Raw genomic sequence first — 24,131 nt, 5'->3', positions numbered from 1 at the left:
TTCAAAATAGGAAATGACATGAATAAAAAATTACTTGCTATCGCAGTGGCCGCTGTAACCGCATCAACTTCCGCTCACGCACTAGAAGTGTACAACGATGATGTAAACTCATTCTCAGTTGGGGGGCGTCTTGCACTGAGTGCACGCTTTAACGACGGCGATCATGAGCTTCGCAACCAATCTTCTCGCATTAACTTCGCGTTCAAACGTGATCTTCAAAATGGTTGGACCGCGGGTGCGTTAGCCGAGTGGGGCTACGATGCAACAGCGAACAGCAGCGACGACTCTCACCTCTCAAACCGTCTGGGTAACATTACCCTGCAAAATGACGAAATTGGTCACTTCACCATCGGTAAAGCATGGTCAGTGCACTACGATGTGGCGGGCAAGACCGATAAGATGTGGATCTACGGTGGTGATACAGCAGGTAACTACACAGGTATCAGTGGAGATGGCGGCGTTCATGGTACGGGCCGTGCCGACGATGTTATCCAATATCGTCATGCCTTCGGCGGCTTCTCTGTGGCTGCCCAGTACCAGTTTGCTGGCGACGAAACTGTAGGCGACAACGTTGTTTGGGAACGCAAAAACGGTTACCAAGGTGCCGTGGGTTACCAATTTGACAACGGTTTAGGCTTCAGTGGTGTTTACGCACAAACTAACTTCGACGACCGTGAAGATGCAGAAATCTACAACTTAGTTGCGAGCTTCCAACATGACGCCCTTTACCTTGCAGCCAACTACAGTGAATCTCGTTTCCACGACACCTCACTAGATGGCGTTGCGAGCTCGAAAGGCGATGCACTCGATAAAGTACGCGGTGTGGAACTCTTTGCGTCTTACGACATCAACGACTTCCAGCTCCTTGCAGGTTACAACTCGCTAGAAGATCAAAACTCTCGCGCTGAAAACACCTACGCAACGGTTGGTGCGGCTTACTTCATGGGTAACATGATTCTCGCGACCGAATACAAAATGGACATCGACCTCAAAGATGCCACTGGTGGTGACCTGAAGCGTAACAATGAGCTAGGTCTGCTCGTCCGCTACAACTTCTAATCGAATCGCACGCGCTATTGGTGCGAGACGAACACTACCCGCCGCTGCACAACTTAGCTGCAGCGGCAACTGCCCCTACGATTTCTTGAGTATTTGTGAGTTTTCACAGTCCGGCACATCTCTCGATACCCGGACTTTTTTCATTTCTCTCGACACCGCTCGCTGGATGCTGTCTCTTGCTGGTTGCCTCATTTCAGTGAATCGCATCGCAGCTAGCAAAACGATGACATTATTCCGGAAAAAATAATTTATAATCAGGCTCCTGATCATTTGTGTTTCGAGTTATGGCTGTTTCTATTCGTTTTCTCTCTCTTCTCGTCTTCAGCGCAGCGGCTTTTTCAGGCACACCTGAGGTTCGTGACCAGCCAGCACGTCCATTTGCGAGCTTTCAAGGCACACAGCCACTCATTAATCAAAATACAATCACTGATAACCTCACGCTGCCTGACGATAAAGATTGGATTCAACTCAACTCTGGCGAGGTGTTACATGGTGCTATTGAAGAACTTTTCCATGAAACACTGACGTTTAAAAGCAAAGATCTCGGTACGGTCAAGATCAAGCTCAACAAAATCGCTCGCTTTTACACCCCCCGTCATATGGCCATCTTTATTCTCGATATGGGAAGTTTAGAAGGGACATTGTCACTCGATGGTGACGTACTCTCTGTCAATGGCGGTCCGGGTTTTAAGATTGATCCCGATGAGATTGTTTCGATTCATGAGGTGAAATCCCATGAGCTTGAACGTTGGGAAAACAAAGTTACGCTGAGTGCGAACTTCGCTCAGGGCAATAGCGATTCTCTCGAAATCAATGGTAAATTTTCGGGTGAACGCACCACCTACCGATCACGATTCAGGGTGAACTATAATGGCTTACTCACCGAAACCGACGGTGAGACATCCGCCAAGAACCACCGTTTGACCAGTAGCTATGACTATTACCGTCATAATAAACATGTCTTTCGCCCCATTCAGATCGATCTCTTTCATGCGCCACTGCAAAATATCGAGTTGCAATCAAAACTCAGTTCCCAGATCGGTTATGAGGTCTTTGATGTCACGAAAAAGAGTTGGGAGCTATTTATTGGTCCATCATGGCAATGGACCCAATTCGATACGGTATCAGAGGGGACGGATGAGACAGAATCGAGCATTGGTGCCACGATCAGTTCTCAATTTGAGCTTGAGTTGAACTCAACGATCGATGTTTCACACAATTATGACCTGACTATTGCAAGTGAACGTACGGGTGGCCTCATTCACCGTAATGTTTTGGCGTTCAGTGTCGAACTCACTGACATTATTGATCTCGATATTGATTTCATTTGGGATCATACCTCTAAACCCACCCCAGATAGCGATAATGTTCGTCCAGAAAAAAACGACTACCGGCTCACTTTCGGTATCGGATTAGACCTCTAAGTAGGTAACGCACCCTATGCCAGACACGCATAAGAGGGCATTCTGGGAAAAGTGACTTCCCTCCCGAAAATGCTTTTTGCACCCTTACTGATGGAAGGTATCAAAATCCGTCAGTATCTGCTCCAGCGACTCAAATCTATCCGGTGTACCCATTCGTTGGGTCAACGCATTGACTAACGCCTCTACCATCGCAAACCCAGCGATACGACTCTGAAATACCCCACTGGAGCCGCTTTCAACCAGCAACTGCACATCGCTATAAGGTAAGTAAGGATTCACACTGTTATTGGTCAATACAATCACTTTTCCGCCCCGCTTATGGAACCACTCCACCAGCTTCACCGCGAGATCGGAATAGCGATAATAAGAGATCACAAACAAGACATCGTCTTGGCGCATATCCAGCAAGTGGTGTGGAAGTAATGAGACATCTGGAGTGAGATGGTGCACGCTTTTCCTAACATAACGTGACAACATCGTAAAATACGTTACTAAACCATTAGAAGAAGCCGGACCAAAAACATACAAAGCGTTATCTCTATTCTCCATTAATGATAAAGCTAAATTAAACTTATCTTCGTCTATTAATTCTGCGGTTGTTTGAAAACTCGCCGCCAGTTCACTTAAATACCCCTTTGCGGTTATTTCCTCAACATCCGATTGAGCAAGACGAGAAGCTATTCGAGTCGGCGTGACTAACTGTGTTTCACGAATATGTAAAACGATGGCTTGCTTGAAGCGGCTATAGCCCTGAAAGCCGATGTTCTGTACAAAGCGGCCTACTGAGGTCTTACTGGCGCTGCTGCGCTTAGCAAGCTCCTCAATGCCCAAGTACGGGATTTGCTCAAAATTATCAATAATGAAGTCAGCGACACGTTGCTCGGAGTTAGGCAATGGTGAACGGGACGCTATTTTCAGCTTCAGTTCAGCAAGGTTTAAAGTCTGATCCATAATCGTTATTTTCGTTATCCAATTATTTCACTACTCGATAAAGTATTAATTTCGGCAGCTTAACAATACATTCTTCTATTATTGTTCTAGATTAAAGAAACATGACAAAAACACAATTAGGAATGGGAAAAGAGAATTCCCATTTATTTCCATCCGCATTTATTATCTTATATCGCTACTAAATAAATACGGAGCTAATTATGTTCTCTCTTATTGCCATTCCAATAGTAGCTGCTACTGGCTACTTTATCGTGAAAAAGTACAACACTCAGGCGTGCTTGTTTGCGGCTGGTCTTTTGATGCTACTACTGGGTGCATTGAGCGGAAACACAGATTTCATCCCATCGAATGCCTCTTCAAGTGGCGCGGTTGTATTTGATTTCTTTGTTGTTATTAAAGCACTTTCTTCCTCAACCCTCGCAAACCTTGGTCTCATCATCATGGCTGTGGGCGGTTTTTCTAAATACATGGGTCACATTGGTGCCGCCAATGCGATGGTTGAAGTTGTCACCAAACCGCTCTCAGTTTTCAAAAACCCTTATGTGGTACTGGCCCTCACCTACATCATCGGTCAAATCATCAACATCTTCATTCCAAGTGCGGTTGGTCTCGCCATGCTGCTTCTTGTGGCACTCTATCCCGTATTGGTGCGTATCGGTTGTACGCCAGCTGCGACTGCCGCTGTTCTAGCGACCACCGCATGTTTGGACTTGGGCCCAGGTTCCGGTAACTCAAACCGAGCAGCTGAAGTGATTGGCATCGACGCTGCTAACTACTTCTTAGCGAATCAAATGGTCATTGCCCCTGTCGTTATGATAGTGATCGCGGTGCTTCACTACTTCAGCCAACGCTACTTTGACCGTCGCGACGCCGCGATGGGTATCGTCGTTGAAGAACTAAAAGTCGATGAAAAAGAACAGCGTCAAGTACCAAAGTGGTTTGCTATTCTTCCTGTGATGCCTCTTGCATTGCTACTTGTATTCAGTGAGTTCCTCATTAGCTCTATCAAGGTTGATGTTGTCACTGCGATGTTCTTCAGCTTGGCTATCGCGATGATCGCTGACCTTATCTTCTCTAAAGATCTGAAAGGCGTTGCTGACTCAATGAAGGTTTACCTGTCTGGCATGGGCACCACGTTTTCTGGCGTTGTCGCCTTGATCATTGCAGCAAATACCTTTGTTGAAGGTCTAAAAGCAATGGGCTTCATCGATATGCTACTAGGCGCTGGTTCTAACCTTGGCCTCGGCTACATCGCGATGCTGACTGTGATGGTTGCCATTATTGGTGCAACGGCAGTGCTGTCAGGCTCGGGTAATGCCGCCTTCTTTAGCTTCTCACCACTTGCCCCAGAAGTAGCAACTTCTGTTGGCGTAAGCACAGCAGCTCTTGCGTTGCCTATGCAGCTTTCAGCGGGTATTTTCCGTTCATTCTCTCCTGTCGCAGGTGTGGTTATCGCATGTGCTGGTGCGGCGAACGTTTCACCTATCGCTGTCGTACAGCGCACAGTGATTCCAATGATGGGCGGTATCCTGACGCTTATCCTGATGAGTGCCATTGTCCTGTAATCAGTGACCACACATTCGCTATATTAAGGGCTGCTAACGCAGCCCTCAGATTGATGACGAACCCCGCTTTTTAAGCGGGGTTCTTTTTTGGAAGCGACCGTAGGTCGCGATCGCGATATTTTTTGCTATGTCGTGCGCAGAAGTTTCCGTTCATTACATAGGCATACAGAAGCAAGTATTTGCCTCATTTCTGCCATGTTTAAGCCTATTTTTCGGAGATAGTTCATCACCAGCGCTATCTTCTTGATGTTTTGGGCTGCCGCTGCCAACCAACATTGCATTTGCACATTGGCTAGACCGCGGAAGCGAGCATAACGATGACCGTGATGTTGCTTAGCGTCTGCAAAGCTACGTTCTACTGTTTCACTTCGACGTCTATAAGTCTTCTTGCCGTAGGAAGAGAGCCGCATTTGGTTTGCCCTCTCTACTGCGTCACTATAGATATGCCGTGTAATCACTTTCTTCATATTTCTGCTTTGAGTACAGTCATCCCTCATTGGACAGAGCGCACATTCTTTGGGGGCTGAGTGGTATTCTCGATACGCATCGCGTGAGGTCGTTTTATAAAGCAACTCCTGACCATTCGGACATTGGTAGCTGTCTCTTTGCGCATCGTAAGTAAAGTGTTTCTTTTTGAACGTATTTTTCGTTCTAGATGGACGTCGATAACCGAACACGCCAAGAATAGCTCGACGTTCAAGTGACTCCGCCACTGGAGCAGTAAAGTAGCCCGCATCCAGTCCAACAGCTATCGGGTTCAATTGGAATGTGGCAAGCGTGTAATCTAAGCGTTGAACGTAAGGCTGTGAGTCATTGATGTTACCCGCGGTGGTGTAGGTATCGAGAATAATTCCGTGTTGACCATCAACGGTTCGATGGTCGAGATAAAAGAAGCCTTGAGGCTTATTATCACGAGTCATGAAGCCACTCTCTGGGTCAGTGGTGCTGGTTTTAGTATTCTTTGTTTTTGGCTCTGACTCCCGAGCCTTAAGTGGCTTCTTACCTGCTTTTTCTCGGTCTAAAGCGACGTCTTCATCCAGCATATCAAGATAGGTACTGGCACGAACCGCCGTGACTTTATTGGTGTGTTTATTCTTGTTGGCGTTCGCTTTGAGATGAGTACTGTCCGTAAAGAGCTCTTGACCCGCGACCAAGCCTTTCGACATGGCTTGCTCTACGATATTGATAAAAATACGTTCGAATACATCCGTGCCATTAAAGCGACGAATGCGGTTCTGGCTGAGAGTAGAAGCGTGAATGACTTTCTCTGTTAATGACATCCGCAAGAACCAACGGTAAGCGACATTCACTTCAATCTCTTTGACGAGCTGACGCTCACTTTTATGCCAAAGATGTAGCCAAGTAAGATGATTTTGAAGAGGCGGACAGGGTCAACAGGTGGGCGTCCATTATCTTTACAGTAAAGATGAGCGACTTCATCTCGAATGAATTCGAAGTCGATAGCATTATCGATTTTACGCACTAAATGGTTTTTAGGAACTAACTGTTCCATCGTCACCATTTCCAGTTCGTATTGTTGCGGAGTAGGCTCTTGAAGCATAACGGAGTGTCCATATTTCGATACCCCTATTAGATCAAAGGTCTAGCTCGAAAGCTAGACCTTTGTCAGCAGTCTGAGGGCTGCTAACGCAGCCCTTTTGTCATTTCTGCTCACCCTTTCGTCACTAAGGAGTCCCGACCATGAATCCTGACAATGTCTCCGTTTTCGATTCAGCCCTTTACTCGCCACTTTTTACTCAAGCAGAGATGAAAGCCGTTTGGTCAGACAAGCATCTTGTCTCATGCTGGCTGCAGTTTGAAACTGAAATTGCCGCCATCCAAGCCGATCTCGGCATCATTCCCGCACAAGCGGCAAAGGCGATACAACAAGCAGCGACAATCGACAACATTAACTGGACGCGCCTTGCCGCTGAAACAGCCAAAGTGGGCATGGCAATAAAGCCCATGGTTGACCAAATCAGTGAAGCGGGAGATCCCTTGGTTAAGCAATATCTACACTGGGGATGTACCACGCAAGATCTGCTCGATACTGCACAAGCGATGCGTCTCAAGTCATCTCTGTCTTTAATTCGCCGTCAGGTCATCAATCTCATACGCTCACTCTCAACGATGGCTGACGCGCATCGAAACACCGTCATGGTCGCTCGGACGAATTCGCAAGATGCCCTACCAACTACATGGGGACTGCAGTTAGCCTCGTACCTAACGGAAATGACACGTAACCTGCAACGTCTCGATGCACTGACACCGCGTGCCACCATGGGCATGTATGGGGGTGCAGTGGGTAACTTGTCCTCTATTGGACGGGTTGGTTTAGAGGTCAGAGAGCGTCTCATGTCGGCGTTGGGGCTTACTCAACCCATCGGCCTTTGGAACGCAAGTTTAGACGGCATCGCCGAAACCATTCAGTGCTTTGCGATTATTCACGGCTCCTTGTGCCGTATTGCGAATGACATTGAGCTCATGGGACGTGCCCCACTGGCCGAGGTCCGTGAAGGAGAAGGCGGAGGAGGCTCTAGTACCATGCCTCACAAAGCCAACCCGCGGGCTTGCAACATGATTCAAACACTGTCTCGTATGGGCTGGATGTACGCATCCTCCGCACCTAACCTCATGGATCAGCAAGATGTACGTGCAGCGTCAATGCGCGTGCTCAACTGGTCACTGGTGCCTGAATCTTGCCTTGCCGTTTCAACATCGTTAGCGCGAGCACAACGTTTGCTGGACAACCTCATCGTCAACAAAGACAACATGCGACGAAACTTCGCGGCATCGCGTAACTTGATTATGTCTGAAGCAGTGATGATGCAAGTCGCTGAACAAAAAGGACGCGGCGAAAGCTATGCCATGATCAAAACGATCATCCATGATGGACTCGCCAGCGATATGAGTCTGGAAGAGATGCTGCTTAATAGCGAAGCCGTCACTGCGATGTTCAGCGAAGCGGAGATTACCGCTCTCTGCGATCCTCGCAACTACCTTGGCTGTAACGACGCACTGATTGACGAAAGCCTTGCCTACGCTCAAACCTTACTTGAAGGGACGGCATAACCCTCATACGATGCGCGATAATTCGGTCACACTTGCCCCTTTCAATGTCTATATGCGTTGACATTCTGTCAGCGCTTATTCATTTTTTGTCTCAGCCTCCTGACGCGTTGTCAACCCAAGTTAGCATAGCGTCATAGACGAACTGATATGCAAGGATCGCGCAGGTATGGCTTCTGCGATGAAAGAAAACAAACGTCACGGCCCAAAGCAAGGCGCATCACAACCAGCAAAAAGTGATGAGCGAGGTTTTCATGACACACTTAGCCACTTCATCGATCATCTCGCGCCTCAATGCGAAGTGTTCAATCAAATCCGCTTGTTTTCTCCTTGGGGGCTGGAAGATCAACTGCTTGATGGATGTCACTTTAGCTACCTTCGCCAAGGCGAGTGCTACGTCGAACTCCCGGGCGAGGCCCCCCTACGCGTTGAGAGTAGCCAGTTGCTGCTCATCCCCAACGGTATACCTCATCGCCTAATGAGTGCACCAGATGTGCCATGCTTGTCGGTCGAAAAGCTGTTCAATGGAAAGACTGACGAGGAAGTACGCGCCATGGCAATTGGTGGCTGCGGCCCGCTAAGCAAACTCATTTGTGGGCATTTTCGATTTTCAGACCAACAGCCCGAACATGCTCATATTCTGTTGCACAACTTGCCTGATATCATCATTTTAGATGCCCATGCTGGGACACGTCTTGGCCAGATTTTAGAATGGCTTTACGAAGAGAACAGTCAGCCTCAATCCGGTAGTCAAAGCGCAATCCGTCGCCTGCTTGATCTACTCGTGCTAGAAATTTTTCGCGCCTTGCCAGACCATGCCGCCCCCACAGGCTGGATACAAGCTATGCAAGACAGACACTTGATACCCGTGATGACAGCCATGGTGCACTCTTATCAAGCACCATGGCGTATTGAAGATTTTGCCAAACTTGCCGCGTTATCGCGCTCAGCCTTTAATGCGCGCTTTACGCAAATCGTCGGCTGCGCACCACTCACTTTCTTGCGTCGCTGGCGTGGTATGGCAGCAGCGCAATACCTTCGCCGTTCTAGTTATAGCATCAGCCAAATTGCCGCTTTGTGTGGATACCAATCTGCGGATGTGTTTATCCGAAATTTTCGCAGTCAGTATCAGGTCACACCGCGCCAGTACCGCCAAGAGAAATCGATGATTTAGCCATATTCATCGATGCCCCATCTTTGAAGCTCGCGCAATGCTGGGCTGGGTTTCCGCTTCGCATTTAGACTCAATCCAGTCATCCATTCAAAAGGAACTACTATGACATCTCGTATTTTGATCACAGGCGGGACCGGCAGCGTCGGCAGTGCCATTGTTGAAAACCTTATTGATCATGGTTACACCGTTACCGTGCTTTGTCGCAATGAAGCCAGTCAACACAATGCACTGGCCATGGGAGCGAATGTCCTACCTGGCGATATCGAAGCGCCCCAATACTGGATAGATGAAATCTGTCATTTTGAAACCTTGATTCACACTGCATGCAGCTTTGGTGAAGACATGGGTGCAATCGATCGCCGTTTCGCAGAGGCGATAATTAACGCAACAACCCAGCATAGTCACAACTTACTCGTCCTCTATACCACTGGCTGCTGGACATTTGGTGCCCATGATAAGGTCATTGATGAGACCTACCCAAAGCAATCTACCCCGGAATTTTCCTGGATGATCGACAATGCTGCTTACCTCGATAATGTCCCTCACATCGACTTACGGCGAGTCAGCCCTGTCAATGTCGTCACCGATGAACTCAAAGTACCCCCTCTCCTTAGCCTATCGGCCGAAGACAATGACTTCATTGAAATCCCCAATAGCGCCCCGTTGCATTGGTCACTGGTTGAACGCACCAGCTTGGCGGATCTCTATCGACTCGTTATGGAGAAAGGACAGCGTGGCGAAGAGTACATCGGTGCGGATGAGGTCGGTCTCCCCGTCGACGCGTTAGCTGCACAGGTATCAACCAAACCGATTAAGCGTGTTCCGATCAAAACATGGATGGAGAAATACGGTGACTGGGCAAGAGGTTACTCTCTCAATCAACGCTTTTCGAGTCAGAAAGCGCAAACCCAGCTAGGCTGGCAGCCTAAGAAGATATTCTAATTAAAAAAATGGACAGGCATGGCCTGTCCATCTCAGTTACCGAATAGACACGCTAGTTAGAGACGAGTACACGGTCGATCACTTGATCCGCAATTTGGTCAAACACGCGATCAACATTAAACAAGTCCGCAAGATGGTAAAACTCTGGCTTACTCGCGCAACGCTTCATCAACCGCTCACTGGCCTGCCCACCAAAATTCACAGTAATAATGTTGACATCACGACCACCACGTTTTAGCTGAGTACAAATAAGGCGCATTTTCTTATCACGATAGCCCGGCCGTATCAGGTGTTCACCATCGGAAAAGACAATGAGATATTTGTCATTCATGGGCTGACCATAGTTTCTGGGCAGTTTAGGATGATTCGAATCCCACAACCCTCGCCAATAAGGAGACAGCAGGCGCGCGGCCCAGACCATGCCTTCGGCATTGTTGGTGTTCATCCCCGCAATAAGCTCATTTGTCCGTCTCACAAACTCAGTTTTCGTCGTCATGAATGGACTGATTGCATTTTTGTGGCACTCGATCTCATCAAAGATCGCCTTATCCGCAAAGTGCTCGCGATAGCCATCCGCTGGGTTTGTCGACGGATACACGGGCGGGTCTAACGGCGTGCCATCATCAAACACATTCTGAATCGGCGGCACTGTTGGACGGATAATGCGACGCGTATTTCGCGGCGCATTTAACGGTGCTTTTTCAAGATTTCGGAAATAGAACAGCCCGAGCGCGCCAGCAGACTGTGGCTCGTAGGCCAAATCGCGGCACATTGCCCCACGCGCGCGGCCTGGCACCGCTGGAAACTCCCCTTGCGCCAGGTCAAACATATCATGCCAACTGTTTTCCAACTTGACCTGAGCATGGTCATAACGACGAATGTTGCCAGCAAAAAACTCGGGATACCAGCCTACGTTAGTGTTTCCAGAGGCCGGTACGAAGCTGATCGTGAACTCACGATTCTCGCCACCCGACGCATAAAGTTTATCCGCGAAACCGAGCAGTGCTTTTTTGGTCTTATCCAAGGGTGCCCCTGCCATTGAGCCAGAGACATCAAGCATAAAGACGATTTCTGCCGTCGAACGCGTAAGGTCGTTCGTCGCCTGAGCCCTTATATTCAATGGATCTTGTATAAATTGATTCATCAAATCAGGCTCATAGGTCAACGAGACATCGAGTGTTTGCTTATCTTCCGTATTGTCGACTGTGATCAAATACTGATCAGCGAACTGTGCCGTTACCCCTGAATTAAGGTTGGCATTGACAATCAGTCCAGCGTCAAACTCAACATTTTCGCTCGCCCCTGCAGAGGTTAACGCAGCATCGGCAGCCTGAGCCAAACGTATGTGCGTATTCTGCACTTTGATCACGTCGTATGTATAACCCGCAAAGCCGATCATGGCGACTATCAATACCAGCATAAAGACAGTCACACTGCCCTGTTGCTTTTTCATCTTACCTCCGCTTGTAAACGACGTGGTTGTACAACATTCTGTCCGACGTAATTAACGGCACCGCAAGCACCGCAATCACTTTCTCTGTGGGGACAAAACATGAACTCACGCGCCAGTAATTCCCTGTCGGCAACTGCGCTTCATTCACGGGTGGAATACAGTCACCGAATGATGCCCGCTCCAACTTGCCGTCCGCTTCAACAGTCACGGTCACACCAAACTGCCCTGGGTACTCATCCGCGAACATGCGTTGAAAAACAGGTTCATAGGCGCGCACTTGATCTTGGAGGTTAGAATCTTCCGGAATGCCTTGTTGGCTAATTGCGCGGGTCAGAATATTCGTCACATCTTGCAAACGATTGTCTGCTCTTAATATCCATGCAATGTCTGCCAGTGCAAAAATCAGCACAAGTACGACAGGGATGAAAAAGAAGCCTTCAATGGTCACGCTGCCGCGCTGTTTACTCTTGAGCTTCACTGCGTTTCTCCGGTATCAGCACAGTATTAACCTCATATTCATAGGCATCAGTATTTAACGAGAAGAAAGGGATACCTAATGGCGCCAAACGCACACGCACAGCAATTTCGACCACACCCTTTTGAAGTGGGTCTACCTTTTCTTCATCTTCTTCTATCCACGCAGGAATGGAGGTAAAGACGCGCGTCTTTATCTGAGATAAGCCAACATACTCTGCGCCGAACAACTCATAACGGGTAATGAATTTCTCGGCGAGCTCTTTAGCTGTGTCCACTTGCTCTACTTGTGCCGCTCGTTTTGCCGACTGCACCGCAAAATCGATACGACTGAGGTGAATATTGACGCGACCGACTTCAAAGAAAACTAACACTAAACCGATAAGCACAGGCAGGAAAAAGGCCGCCTCCAATGCGGCAGCCCCTCGCTGTCGTTGCCGTTTGTAGAGTATCGACATTAACGTTCAGCCTCGCCTAACTGCTTCACTAATAGTGCCATGTCATGATCCACCTCATCCTCTGACATGAACTGCAGCAGGACATTACGCGCATCGTCATCCTGTCCTTTCGCGATCAACACCAGCGCAAAAGTACGTTGCAAGTAATCGGGGACTTCAGGTCGGCTCACGAGCGGTTGCAACTCGTTGTACGCTTCGTCAATATCGCCAGAAAGCAGCAGCGATAACGCGAGATTAGAACGGAAATTTTTGTTATCTGGTGCCACGGCAATGGCTTGGCGATAGTATTCCTGAGCACCTGAAAAATCAGACAAGCTATCCTTCGCGACCCCAAGGCCATTCAAAAGCGCAGCATTGTCTGGTGTTGCTTGCAAGCCCTTTTCGAACCACTGCACCGCTGACGCCGCGTCTTGGTTATCTAAGGCCAAGCGCCCCAATAACAGTGCAGACTCGCTGGCAACCTCGTCTTGCGCATTCACAAGTTCAGCCAATAGTGCTTTCGCTGCATTGGGTCTATCTTCACGAAGTGCCACTTTCGCCTTCATCAACTTCGCTTCAGGGTGGTTGGGATCCACTTCAAGCACTTGATCAATCTTCGACTTCACCGAAGATAGCTGACCATATTTAAAAGCCGTATCCGCCAAGCCCATCAACTGCTCCGTGTCTACGTCATTCTGCTGGGTGGTTGCACAGCCTGTTAACAGCAGACAACCCATCATCAAGTATTTCATATTCTTACGCCAAACTATCCAGTAACTGAGACATCACTGGTGCGATTACCATCACCAGCATTGGGAACATAATCAACGTCATCTGGATAAGCGTAATTTTTCCCGGTAACTTACCCGCTTCTTCTTCAAGCGAAAGCGCACGTTGGCGACGCGCATCTTCACTGATTTGACGCAAGGTATCGGCAAGCGGCGAACCGTATCGTTCGGCCATCTGCAGTGTACTCGATAAGGTGTTCAACTCCGCTACCCCAGTTCGCCAACTCAAATTGGCCAACGCTTGTTTACGATCATTGAGCATTTCTAACTCTGCCGCCGTCATGCGAAACTGCTCGGCTAATGGCGAGCCTTGACGCATAAGGTGCTGCGCGACGCGGTTAAATGCCTTATTAAGCGATAAGCCACTCTCAACACACAGTACCAATAGATCAATGGCATCTGGCGTGGCTTGGCGCAGCAGTTTTCTAGCGCGGTCGGCATTCAGCTTCAACCACCACTCCGGAATGTTGGCACCTATCACAAAGCCACAAAGGTACTTTGTCACCGCAAATGAGCTGACTAATGTGCCGTTCTCAAAGAGTTCGTTGACACCAAGCATCAACACAACGAGCAAACCGATGCCATACTTCAAACTCATTAACCACAGCACCGCGTTGTCATGCAAAAAGCCCGCATTCGCAAGTAGTTGCTTCAATCGCTTGCGCTCTTTTTCTGTGGCGAGCTTTTGCATAAACAGCAGTTGAGAACGCCGCTCAGTTTGTGCGACCCCCATGTAACGCGTCAGTTGTGCCTGCTGCTGCCGCTTCACAGCTTGCCCTTGAAGAAGAAGGGCAACACAAAGCAACATCGGAACGATGGCCAATACCGCGACTTGTAGGTGAGTTAATCCTTCCATTACGACACTCTCATACGGGTTAGTTGGCGAATAAGCAGTAAGCCTACAAACACACTGATCACCACATAGAAGAGGATCCACTGCCCCTTGTCATCGGTGAATAGGTAATCAAAATGCTCGCGGGCAGAGGTATACAATACCCCCATCAGTACAAACGGTAAGCAAGAGAGCACACGAGCAGAGGTCCGAGACTCAGAAGTAATGGTGCGAATGCGACTCTCCATCATGCTGCGCTCTCGTAGCGTACTCGCGAGCTGATTCAGCATGTGTGACAACTTACCGCCTGTTTCATGCTGCAAGCTCAGCAATATGGTCAAAAACTGAAATTCAGGACTCGGCAACTGCTGATAGGCGTAGCTCATCACATGATCAACGCTATGGCCGAGCTTCAGTCTGTCGTGCATAGCGCGAAACAGACGTGACGCCACGCCTGGATATTGCTCGCTTAATACCATGAAGATATCGTGCAACGGCGCACCCACTTTCACTGCACGCACCATAGAATCAATGATATCCGGCATTTGTTGATTAAACGCTTTCACGGCGGCTTGTTCCAAATGCTTGACGGCAAAATAGACCGACACTGCAGACACAAGCGCAACCAGACCCAATGACAGTAATGGCTCCATGCCCTGCGCAATCAAGAAATAGACAGCGCCCGCAACCATCAGTACCGCAAGCAATCGATAGCGGCGCATTGTCGCTTCACCAAACAAGGTCTCTAAGCGAAAGTAAAACGCTAACCAAGAGGCGCGATTGCGCTGCACAGCAACCGCGGTATCCACATCGAGATATCTCGCTAGCTGCTTTTTAGCCTGTTGGTTTCGAACAGAGGCAAAATAGAGGCTGGCACCCATTGCCAGCCACAATAACGCGATTGCGATGATCAAGTGATTCACTTGGCCCCCTCAAACAACGCTTGCATTGATTCATGTAAGTCAAAGTGCCGCGCCCTTTCAACCAGTACCGATGGCAGCGCACCTTTGTGGTACTCGCCTTCACTACTTGTCGACAAGTGATACTCAAACAAAGGCGATAGCGCAATTTCACCATCAACGCATTCACCGACAGCCGAAATCGCAGTCACACGACGCTTACCGTCATGCGAGCGTTCAAGCTGAACCACAATGTCAATCGCGGCACTGATCTGTTGACGAAGGACATGAGAAGGGATTTTCTCAGCCCCCATCATCAACATGTTTTCCAATCGCAATAGCGCATCATGCGGAGAGTTGGCGTGCAAGGTACACAGCGAGCCATCGTGGCCTGTATTCATCGCTTGCAGCATATCAAACGCCTCAGCACCACGGACCTCACCCAAAATGATTCGGTCTGGACGCATACGCAGGGCATTCTTAACCAAATCACGAATGGTCACGGCGCCCGTGCCTTCTGAACTCGCCGTTCGGGTTTCTAACTGAATCCAATGCGGCTGAGAGAGTGACAACTCTGCCGCATCTTCAATGGTGATAATGCGTTCCGCCTCACTGATAGGCGCACTCATGGCATTCAGCAGTGTAGTTTTACCCGCACCTGTACCACCCGAAACAAGGACGTTTAAGCGAGCCTGCGCTGTCATCGTCAATAGCTGAGCCATCTCTTCGGTCAAGCTGCCAATCTTCGCCATTCCCATTAAGTCGAACTTGCGTTCCGGGAATTTACGAATAGAGATACAGACACCGTTGAGAGAAAGTGGCGGTGCAATGATATTGACACGGCTACCATCCGCTAAGCGCGCATCGACGAGAGGTGTTGATTCATCGAGACGACGACCTACAGCATTCACAATGCGTTGCGCAATGTTGAGGAGATGCTGCTCATCACGAAAAGACACATCCACTTTTGACAACTGACCATGACGCTCGATGTAAACCTGATCAGGCCCGTTCACCAATATGTCACTGATACTAGAATCATCAACAAGGGGCTGGATAGGCCCAACCCCTGTCATGTCGTCGGTAAGCTGCTGTACCAGCACTTCCAGCTCGGCGCGATTGTAAGCCAACAATTGATCAGCAGAAAGCTGATTCACAGCGGTCTCAATACGCATGACCAATGCCGCGCGCTCTAACTTAATGGCTGCAGATGGGTCAATGAGCTTTTCAAATGCCTCTTGTGCGGCATCAGACATTGCCAATGGCTTACCACGATGTAAAGCTTGTGCTTTAACCTGATTACCAAACATTAACGGCCTCCAGAAATTAGCGTCGTTAGACGCTTCATCTCTTTCGTCAAACCACCAGAAAGGGCGATGACAGGCTTAGCTTGTAGTTCACTTTTCGCAAAGGCTTTACCGTCAAACGGGAGAGTGCTCACTTCACGCAGCTCAACGCCGCTATGAAGCTGTGCTGACGTCCAACGTTTGTGACCACTCGCACGGCTAACATTCCCCACGGTCCAACGCTGCTGAGACCCTTGGGCTTCTAAGGTCATGAACTTCTGCAAACGGCGACCAGCCTGAAGTGAGAAGTCATGTACCATCAATACCGTATCTGCCGTTTCAATCAGCTCACGCATCGCCATATGAAGATGCGGCGGTAGATCGACAATCACATGCGAAAACTGACGACGCAGTTGTTGAATCGTGACCAGCAGTGCGCCTAGCGAGGTTTCCTCTTGTCCTTCACCATAGAATGCCTGCAGCTTGTCATTCACTTTATGGCCGAACTGTTGAATGAGCACCGCATCAATACGTTCACTTTCTACCGCAAGTTGCGCCAAAGTCGGCTTGTAATCCACTCCCAATAAAATCGGGTGCTGACTATGGGCTAGGTTCAAATCAACCAGTGCGACAGAGTGGTGGTCAGCGATACCATAGGCAAGGTTCGCCGCGACACTCGACACACCGACTCCGCCACTTGTCCCCGTCACTAGGGTTAACGCGCCTTGGTGGAAGCTACTTTCAGTCACTCGTCCTTCAAGGTGATCAAGTGTGCGACGCAACGCCACAGGATCGACGGGGAATGACAAGTAATCCCCTACTCCTAGCTGAATCAAACGTCGGTATGCCTCAACTGAGATTGCATGGCCAATCAAAATCACTTTGCTATGTGGCGGAATGAGAGCGGCAAGTTTGTCTAATGCATCAAGGTCTTTGCCTACAACTTCAATCATCATCACATCGGCAGCTGGGTTGCGTTGCAGCCACTTAACCGCGTCTGCAAAGCCCCCATTGTGCTCTGTTAAGCTGTAGTGCGAAAGATCTTGTGTCACGACCTGCGCGGTCAGTTGCGCTTGTGGTTGTTGTGAAAACAGCGCGATTGATTGTTGCTTAGTCACCAGAACCGCCTCCATTATTTTCTACAATAGCGGTAGGATCTTCGGCGATGCGTGTACGCCCTTGAAGCAGTCGTTGCACTGCACCGACTTCTAGCTCACTACTGCGTAATTTAAGCGCGAGACCATTGTTGAAATGTGCTTTATTAACCATGGATACATATCGATTTTGTGCTCGTCTGCACTGTGCTTCAGAAGTAAACACACCATCAAACTTGCACGTATCTGCATGAAGGTGAACTTGGGTGATCATATCGAAATCTGGACGCGCTTCTAAACTCCAGCGAATATCCACGTTCATCAGATAGAGATCGGCAAGTTCACGTTCCCACATCGCCAGTTTGTCGAGCTCAAGCTCGGGACCCACAAAAGTAATTTCTAATGTGCCTTCCTCTAACTGAGCAAAAAGGGGGGAAGTGACCGCATCAATCGCTTCTGCAATCTCCGCTTTGGTGATGTTACTCGTCACTTGCTCTTGGTACTTATCTTGTGTCGTCGCACATCCTGTCAGGATGCTGGCCAACATGAATGCATACAGTGTTTTCTTCATTCTCTTCTTCCCTTAGTAGCGATGGCCATATTGACCTAGCAGACGTGGCGATTCGTCTTCACCTTCAAGCTTGCCAAACAGCAGTCGCTCCAAGCGAGTTGGAGAACGAAAATCACTCAGTGGGCTTGCAATTTCTTCGATTGAATCAACGGGTTTAACGAGCGTTGCGGTGGCAATGATCACAAGCTCGCGCTCGACCATACTTGTGGTTGTTTTGCGGAAGAACGCACCAACAACGGGCAGTTCGCCAAGCACCGGAATCGCATCAACTTTGTTCTCTTCGGAGGTTCGAAGGAGGCCTGCTAACGCGAAGCTCTGGCCATCACCCAATTCAATGGTTGTTGTCGCACTGCGTTTATCAATACCAGGCACTTCCACACCGTTTAGCATGATAGAGTTTTGACGACTAAGGGCACTGACCACCGGCGTGACGGTCAGAGAAATACGATCTTCTGCAAGCACGGTTGGCGTCACCGATAGCGCTACACCAAATTTCTTAAACTCGATACCTACCGAATCGCCATCAATGTTAGGGAAAGGAAACTCTCCGCCCACCAAGAACTCTGCTTTTTCGCCGGATTTCGCGGTTAGATTTGGTTCTGCCAGTACATTAACTAAGCTTTTTGAGGCTAGCGCATCAACAATGCCCATAATGGACGAATCTGAGATCGCACTGTCAGGGTTTAAGATATCGAAAGGTTTAGCAAACTCACTCCCTGGCGATACACCCAGCATCCAATCAGGATGAACGGCTTGCCAGCGAATACCTAACTCTTCACTGGTGCTACGAGACATTTCCACCATGCGAATCGAAATATTCACCTGTGTTGCTGCCGCGATTTCGAGGCGATTGACGACAAGCGGGAAGTAGGCTTGTCCACCCGGCCCCTCTACATCACGTTCTTCCATCTTGCTCTTTTGATTAGAAAGCTGCTGATAGCGCTCCTTATCGGTGATACGTTGCATCGCAAAGCCATTCACCATAGACAAGATTTCTTGCGCGACCTGAACATTCGGCGCTTTACCCGCGACCGCAATCGCCTCTCCGACCGGAGACAAAGTCACGTCTACATCCGGATAGATATTTGATAAACGCTCTTCAAGCGATTTCAGCCCTTTACGTTGAACACTCACACGATAGTGACCGATAGCGTTACCTTCAGTACCAATCACAACGATGTCGGTTTGACCCACTTTGTTACCGTATATCAAGACGGTGCGTGTTGAAGGCGTATGCGCATTGGCCGTTTCTTGTGATGCGACGAACACACTGCGAACATCTTGGCTAAAACGAAGTAGACGCGTGTTGCCTTCTTCCAATTCAATACTTCTGCTTGCGTTTGCAAATGTCGCAAAGCAGATCAAAAAGAGTGCGATAAAATGTCGCATGACTTATTCCTTTGATCCATGCACGACAGTAACCGCGTGCGTAGGTTGTTGTTCCATGTCGTGTGCACCTGAAATGTCTTTCGCCCATTTCAATGCGTCTTGCTCTAACAAGCTGTCATCACCAATGCTGCGAAGCACCAATGAGATCTCACCGAGCTTACTCGCAAGTAACAGCTTCTCTGCATCAGGCAAATTCACTTCGAACGTAACGGGAACGGGGTCATAAGGAGAGCGTTCTAGGCTAGATTTCTGGTGAGCTGAGTATCGGGCATCTATCGCAAGCAAACGAATGTTTTGCAGCACAGTCTCAACCGCCATGTTGTTAAAGACAGGCTGGCCGTTGGTATCTTCTTCAATTTCGGATTGGCTTGTCAGTAAGACATCAACATAATTGCCTGGTCGCAGTTGACCGAAACCCGCACCTGAAGGATCCATTTCAAGTGAAATAGCTCGCATGCCCGGGGTAAGCAGTGCTGACAAAAAACCATTATCTTCTGGGCGAATAAGCTTATCCGCCGTCAAAACATCGCCTTTTTTCAGACTGCGATAGACCAAGCTACCCATTAAATCTGCGGGTTCAAACACCCCTTTTAAAAACACTTCACCCAGTTGTGCTTCATCGAGCTCGCCAGCGGGTTGCCATGTCACACTGCTTGCTTCTAGAAAACTACCTGTGGTTAAGTCGCGGCTCGCCGCCAGCACATAGGCTTGCTGTGCTTTCACTTCAGCCACCACATTTTCAACCACTTCGGGTTGCTTCGGTTGTGTGTCTACGCGAACAAATGCGAACAACACAAGTGCTATCGATACGGCAGCAAACACCACCATTAACAATCGATTCATGAGAATTGAATTTCCGTATTAAATTATGAAAAAACTGGCAGACGCTGCGATAGCAACGCCCAAAGGCAGAGTGGGTTTGACTGCGGTACAACGGAAACGCGCCATCCATAAAACAGCAATCGCCACCACACCAGAAGCTAATGCAGTGTAAAGCAGATAATGCTGCCAATTGCTGCCGACAAGTAGTCCTGCTGTCGCAAGTAACTTGACATCACCACCCCCTACCCATCCTGATTGCCAACACGCATACCCGAGAAAAAACAGCGCAAAAAACACGGTTGTCACAAGCAGCCATTGTGGCTCTGCCAATTGGCATCGGTAATACAACGCCAAAACGAACAAAGTCCCAACAGCAGCGTTTGGGATCTTGCGGGAAATCAGGTCAGTCATTGCACACAACGCTAGCAGGAACAGCAGCGTTGCTTCCAACATAGGGTTATTCACCCGCCGGATTTAGGCTATCGACAATCGCGATGAACTTCTCTTTAAGTGCGGAGATAAATACACCGTCAGAACCAAAGATGGTTAACACACCAGCAGCAAGTCCTGCTGCCAAAATGCCGTATTCGATTGCTGTAGCGCCATTCTCATCCTGGATGAACTTCTTGAACATGGGGTCCTCATTTTCGTAATAGAAGTGATAATAATTTTCACTTGCAAATGATAACAAGTCCATTAATATTCGCAACAAATAAATAGCATTAAATTCCGTACTCCGATCTATATGCAGATACATATATCGGGGTTGGGGTTTTTGACTCAAAATACATTATTAAATACAAAATACGCAAATAATTTTGTTTTTCCGAGCATCATTTCGCTCGAATTATGAGCCAAAAACGGCTCCGTTAACAATCTGTTACAACAATGAAATAGGGAAATAGAATGACAATTTTGAAGAGATCCTTGTTAGGACTTTCTATCGCCGTAGCGCTTTCAGCGTGCGGTGGTGGTGGCGGTGGAAGTAATGGAGAGGGAGGTTCACCAACCCCTGAACCAGTACCACCTACACCCGTCGTAACGAAGACAGTGACTGGTTTTTTAAGTGGTTACGCGCAAGATACAACTGTCCGTTTACTGGCAGAAGGTAAAGTACTTTTAAGTAGTACTGCGCAAACTAACCCAGGAGAAAGTCAACCGCGATATCAATTTGATGTCGACTCAGAATTGGTCGATGAGGACGTATCGTTAACGCTCGAAGTTGTTACAAACTATGTACCAAAGCCAACAGATCCGGAAAACATCCCAGAAACGAAAAACAGCACTTTAGGGACGCCATCTGACACCTCAAACAGTGCCACAACGCCTGAATACATCTCACTTTTTAAGACGGAAATCGGTACACGTGCTGAGTTATTCGCTTTTGATTTAAACCAAGATGGGATTGTGGAAGGTAAAGAGTTCAAAAGCCTCTACCTAAGCGGCACATCTTCAGTGCTTACTGCGCTAAGTATCGAAACAGACAATAATTTAAACGAGACAGTGTCACGTATTGGCCGCGAAAAGTTCCTTGCCCTCAGCGCTTGGGTGCACGCATGGACAGCAAGTAACGAGGATGGCAATGCCCTCGTCGACCTGCACAAAGAGCACGCGAATCACATTAGTCATGCTTCCATCAGAGCGTTGTCACTGCAAATTGATCAGCTCATTGCCGACTCAGGGAATAAATCAAATGTACCACCTGCTGCCGACACTTCGAACAGCAATGATGGCGCAACAAAAAGCACAGTAACGCCTAGTGAGCCAGACACGCCAACGCCAATGACCGCAAACGAAGCGGTCCTCGCTTTCGTTGCCGAGCGCTTCACTGATGAAGCACTCATTACCGCGATTAACGCGCAGTTAACTAAACAGACCGAATTACTCGCAAACGTGCCTTACACGGACGTACTTCGTGAACTAATCGATAGTACCTACTCTCAGCGAAGCCTTACCCTTCAAGGTGAGATTCTAGAATCCATTGCCAACGGGGCGCAAAGGCCACAAATCACCATTCAAATCGGTAATTTTAAAAACGACCCAAAAAAAGTGGATTACTACGACAAAGTCGACCGCCCTAAACGTCCAGTTGATCTCGCTGTGAGGAGTCAGAATAAAACGGCGGAAACCTTCTATCCGCAAGGCAATGATTTCACCGCGACTATCACCCTGCGCGATACCGCCGATACCTTTGAATCTTGCAGTCCAACGGGTATGGAAGTCCGAGGTGACTATGACTCATTTAAACAATGGGACAACATGCAAGACTTGCTGACGGCTATCGTCTACGATCCGAACACGGGTACCGAGATGCGATCGTTCCTCGGCGCATTTTGTGAGATTGCGACCTTAGATAGTAATAAAGATGGTGTTGTTGATTCGGACGAAATGCCCGCACTGAAAATGACCTTAGAACAAGCCGCCCATGCCATCCTTGCAGAGCGTTCAGGTCTTGTCCATCATGGTGGTAAACAGTATGCCACCCCGACAAGCCAAGCGGCCATTGCTCAGCTTTACAACAAACACCCACTCGATCAAGTCGAGTTCATGATGACCATCATTGCGATGCAAATCGCAGGCGCCGACAGCCGTACTGGTATCGTGCCTGACAGTGCCGACGACTTCTTTAAAACCGCGGCCACGTTACTCGACCTCGACTATAGTGCCGATAACCGCATGTATGGTAACCCTCGCGGTAACGAGGTACCCGCGATTACGGTGTTGCTCAATATGTTACAGCGTATAGAAGATGTCTCTTTTGGCCTTCGTGACAACGACATGACAATGACACAACTTCTCGCAGAGACCACACGTGAAATTAGCCAACTGAGTCAGTTTGAGTCAGACAAAGATATTGGCGATGCGATTATTCAGAAAATCTACAACAACGGCGCTTGGTTGCCATCCGCCCCCGTTGAAGGGTTGGACTCTACTTGTCAGCAAGTGATGAAAACAGATCAACTCCGCGGTATTGGCCTTCGAGGTCAAGGCGAAGGCTGGATGACAGTTGGCTGGTCCCCAAACAAGAATAGCAGTGAATATACCTTGCATTGGGATACGAAACCCTTCACGAAACCTGAAGACGCCGCGTATTCAACCACGACACAAAAAACCGTTGTCACTATCGATCAACTTGAAAAGTACACTGAATATCACTTTATGATCTCGCATACGGGTACACCAAGTGCACCATTCAGTTTCCGTCATGGCGATGCTGGTTTAAAAAATGCGCGTGTCGTAGATTTTGATGATTCATGTAACCAAGCGCTTGGTTATGCGCATAACTCCGATGTGAATGGCTACCGCAGCCTCAATCTACTGAAAATTGATGAGCAAGGCGCGCCACTCGAACGTCAAGACCTCCACTATCAAGCTGCGCCGTTTGCCTGTGTCACCGAAACGCAGCAAGGTCGTACTTGGGCAATTCCAAATGCCGTCCAAGAAGACGGGGATATCGTGCCGCACTTCTACGGTGCAGAAAACCGCTACATTAAAGGCAATGACATTACCGTCGAGGATAATGACTTTAACGGCTTCTGCGTCGATGACAGTGGTAACCGTTTGAAAACCGACCTTGCCAACCAATGTAACACTGAGCGTCTTGTCGAGCGCGTCAACGCCGCAAACTACTGTGGCATCAACAACTGGCGCCTGCCAAACATGATGGAACTTCGTAATATCATGCTCACCAATGGTGAAACACTCGACGATAATTTCTTCCCTGACATGGAAACGAACCGAGAGTTCTGGTTTGAATGGACCAATCCATATAAAAATGAGTTTGGGTATGTACAGCAGTTTATCAACAGCCAACAGTGGGGCAAACTCACACCGCGAACGACACCGAAAAACGTCGTACTCGTCAGTGACGGTCTAAACCTCAAGCAGCAGTAAGGAAAGAA

Annotated in this window: 22 protein-coding genes; 7 read left to right on the top strand and 15 right to left on the bottom strand. The window is 48.5% G+C overall.

Annotated features, from left to right (window positions below; genetic code table 11):
- Positions 1-18 precede the first annotated feature (18 nt).
- Both TSUB_RS18480 and TSUB_RS18475 read left to right on the top strand, forming a co-directional pair.
- Positions 19-1,059, top strand: coding sequence for a porin (locus TSUB_RS18480; protein WP_087020444.1), 1,041 nt, complete (start codon positions 19-21; stop codon positions 1,057-1,059).
- A gap of 284 nt (positions 1,060-1,343) precedes the next feature.
- Entirely contained in the window at positions 1,344-2,483 is a 1,140-nt protein-coding gene (locus TSUB_RS18475; protein WP_087020447.1) for a DUF481 domain-containing protein, read from the top strand.
- An 84-nt stretch (positions 2,484-2,567) separates the two neighbouring features.
- Here TSUB_RS18475 and TSUB_RS18470 read toward each other — a convergent pair whose 3' ends face one another.
- Positions 2,568-3,434 carry a MurR/RpiR family transcriptional regulator gene (locus tag TSUB_RS18470; RefSeq protein ID WP_087020450.1) on the bottom strand — a complete coding sequence of 289 codons (867 nt, stop codon included), beginning with the start codon at positions 3,432-3,434 and terminating at the stop codon, positions 2,568-2,570.
- Positions 3,435-3,634: 200 nt separating this feature from the next.
- On the opposite strand from TSUB_RS18470, the gene dcuC reads away from it, so the two are divergent.
- Positions 3,635-4,999, top strand: coding sequence for a C4-dicarboxylate transporter DcuC (gene dcuC / locus TSUB_RS18465; RefSeq protein ID WP_087023945.1), 1,365 nt, complete (start codon positions 3,635-3,637; stop codon positions 4,997-4,999).
- Positions 5,000-5,124: 125 nt separating this feature from the next.
- Here dcuC and TSUB_RS18460 read toward each other — a convergent pair.
- A protein-coding gene (locus TSUB_RS18460; protein ID WP_221274646.1) for an IS1182 family transposase occupies positions 5,125-6,560 on the bottom strand; the annotation gives its coding sequence in 2 pieces (ribosomal slippage) (positions 5,125-6,344 and positions 6,344-6,560; 1,437 coding nt in all).
- A 140-nt stretch (positions 6,561-6,700) separates the two neighbouring features.
- Between TSUB_RS18460 and TSUB_RS18455 the strand changes: the two genes are divergently transcribed.
- The 3 genes from TSUB_RS18455 to TSUB_RS18445 all read left to right on the top strand — a co-directional run bounded on the left by TSUB_RS18455 (position 6,701) and on the right by TSUB_RS18445 (position 10,184).
- Positions 6,701-8,071, top strand: a complete 1,371-nt coding sequence (locus TSUB_RS18455; RefSeq protein WP_087025131.1) for a class-II fumarase/aspartase family protein — start codon at positions 6,701-6,703, stop codon at positions 8,069-8,071.
- Between the two features lie 166 nt (positions 8,072-8,237).
- Positions 8,238-9,242, top strand: coding sequence for an AraC family transcriptional regulator (locus TSUB_RS18450; RefSeq protein WP_087025133.1), 1,005 nt, complete (start codon positions 8,238-8,240; stop codon positions 9,240-9,242).
- Between the two features lie 102 nt (positions 9,243-9,344).
- Positions 9,345-10,184, top strand: coding sequence for an NAD-dependent epimerase/dehydratase family protein (locus TSUB_RS18445; RefSeq protein WP_087025135.1), 840 nt, complete (start codon positions 9,345-9,347; stop codon positions 10,182-10,184).
- Between the two features lie 52 nt (positions 10,185-10,236).
- On the opposite strand, the gene TSUB_RS18440 is transcribed toward TSUB_RS18445, so the two are convergent.
- The 13 genes from TSUB_RS18440 to TSUB_RS18380 are packed head-to-tail and all read right to left on the bottom strand — an operon-like array spanning position 10,237 to position 20,863.
- The gene (locus TSUB_RS18440) at positions 10,237-11,637 is read right to left on the bottom strand and encodes a VWA domain-containing protein (RefSeq protein WP_087025137.1); all 1,401 of its coding nucleotides are present in this window, start codon (positions 11,635-11,637) and stop codon (positions 10,237-10,239) included.
- Position 11,638: 1 nt separating this feature from the next.
- Complete coding sequence (locus tag TSUB_RS18435; protein ID WP_087025139.1) at positions 11,639-12,115, bottom strand: TadE/TadG family type IV pilus assembly protein; 477 nt, start codon at positions 12,113-12,115, stop codon at positions 11,639-11,641.
- Positions 12,099-12,569: a TadE/TadG family type IV pilus assembly protein gene (locus tag TSUB_RS18430; protein WP_087025141.1), complete on the bottom strand. Its 471-nt coding sequence runs from the start codon at positions 12,567-12,569 to the stop codon at positions 12,099-12,101. The genes TSUB_RS18435 and TSUB_RS18430 overlap by 17 nt, the downstream gene beginning before the upstream one ends.
- On the bottom strand, positions 12,569-13,300 hold the full coding sequence (locus TSUB_RS18425; RefSeq protein ID WP_087025143.1) for a tetratricopeptide repeat protein: 732 nt from the start codon (positions 13,298-13,300) through the stop codon (positions 12,569-12,571). The genes TSUB_RS18430 and TSUB_RS18425 overlap by 1 nt, the downstream gene beginning before the upstream one ends.
- 4 nt (positions 13,301-13,304) lie before the next feature.
- Positions 13,305-14,192: a type II secretion system F family protein gene (locus TSUB_RS18420; protein ID WP_246616511.1), complete on the bottom strand. Its 888-nt coding sequence runs from the start codon at positions 14,190-14,192 to the stop codon at positions 13,305-13,307.
- Positions 14,192-15,091, bottom strand: a complete 900-nt coding sequence (locus TSUB_RS18415; protein WP_246616510.1) for a type II secretion system F family protein — start codon at positions 15,089-15,091, stop codon at positions 14,192-14,194. The genes TSUB_RS18420 and TSUB_RS18415 overlap by 1 nt, the downstream gene beginning before the upstream one ends.
- On the bottom strand, positions 15,088-16,377 hold the full coding sequence (locus TSUB_RS18410) for a TadA family conjugal transfer-associated ATPase (RefSeq protein WP_087025145.1): 1,290 nt from the start codon (positions 16,375-16,377) through the stop codon (positions 15,088-15,090). Before TSUB_RS18410 ends, TSUB_RS18415 begins: the two co-directional genes overlap by 4 nt.
- On the bottom strand, positions 16,377-17,471 hold the full coding sequence (locus TSUB_RS18405; RefSeq protein WP_087025147.1) for a CpaE/TadZ family protein: 1,095 nt from the start codon (positions 17,469-17,471) through the stop codon (positions 16,377-16,379). Before TSUB_RS18405 ends, TSUB_RS18410 begins: the two co-directional genes overlap by 1 nt.
- Positions 17,464-18,018, bottom strand: a complete 555-nt coding sequence (locus TSUB_RS18400; RefSeq protein ID WP_087025149.1) for a hypothetical protein — start codon at positions 18,016-18,018, stop codon at positions 17,464-17,466. Before TSUB_RS18400 ends, TSUB_RS18405 begins: the two co-directional genes overlap by 8 nt.
- Before the next feature lie 12 nt (positions 18,019-18,030).
- A complete protein-coding gene (locus TSUB_RS18395; protein WP_087025151.1) occupies positions 18,031-19,407 on the bottom strand; it encodes a type II and III secretion system protein family protein in 1,377 nt (458 codons plus the stop codon).
- Between the two features lie 3 nt (positions 19,408-19,410).
- Entirely contained in the window at positions 19,411-20,250 is an 840-nt protein-coding gene (gene cpaB / locus TSUB_RS18390; RefSeq protein WP_087025153.1) for a Flp pilus assembly protein CpaB, read from the bottom strand.
- Between the two features lie 18 nt (positions 20,251-20,268).
- Complete coding sequence (locus TSUB_RS18385; protein WP_087025155.1) at positions 20,269-20,682, bottom strand: prepilin peptidase; 414 nt, start codon at positions 20,680-20,682, stop codon at positions 20,269-20,271.
- A 4-nt stretch (positions 20,683-20,686) separates the two neighbouring features.
- Positions 20,687-20,863, bottom strand: coding sequence for a Flp family type IVb pilin (locus TSUB_RS18380; RefSeq protein ID WP_087025216.1), 177 nt, complete (start codon positions 20,861-20,863; stop codon positions 20,687-20,689).
- A 272-nt stretch (positions 20,864-21,135) separates the two neighbouring features.
- Between TSUB_RS18380 and TSUB_RS18375 the strand changes: the two genes are divergently transcribed.
- Positions 21,136-24,123 (top strand): Lcl domain-containing protein, encoded by a 2,988-nt coding sequence (locus TSUB_RS18375; RefSeq protein ID WP_087025156.1) that lies wholly within the window; start codon positions 21,136-21,138, stop codon positions 24,121-24,123.
- The last annotated feature ends 8 nt before the right edge of the window (positions 24,124-24,131 follow it).

It is taken from the genome of Thaumasiovibrio subtropicus (genome assembly GCF_019703835.1).
In the GTDB taxonomy this organism is placed as follows: domain Bacteria; phylum Pseudomonadota; class Gammaproteobacteria; order Enterobacterales; family Vibrionaceae; genus Thaumasiovibrio; species Thaumasiovibrio subtropicus.
The sequence above is the reverse complement of the archived record's forward strand: the minus strand, read 5'-3'. Positions and strand labels throughout refer to the sequence as shown.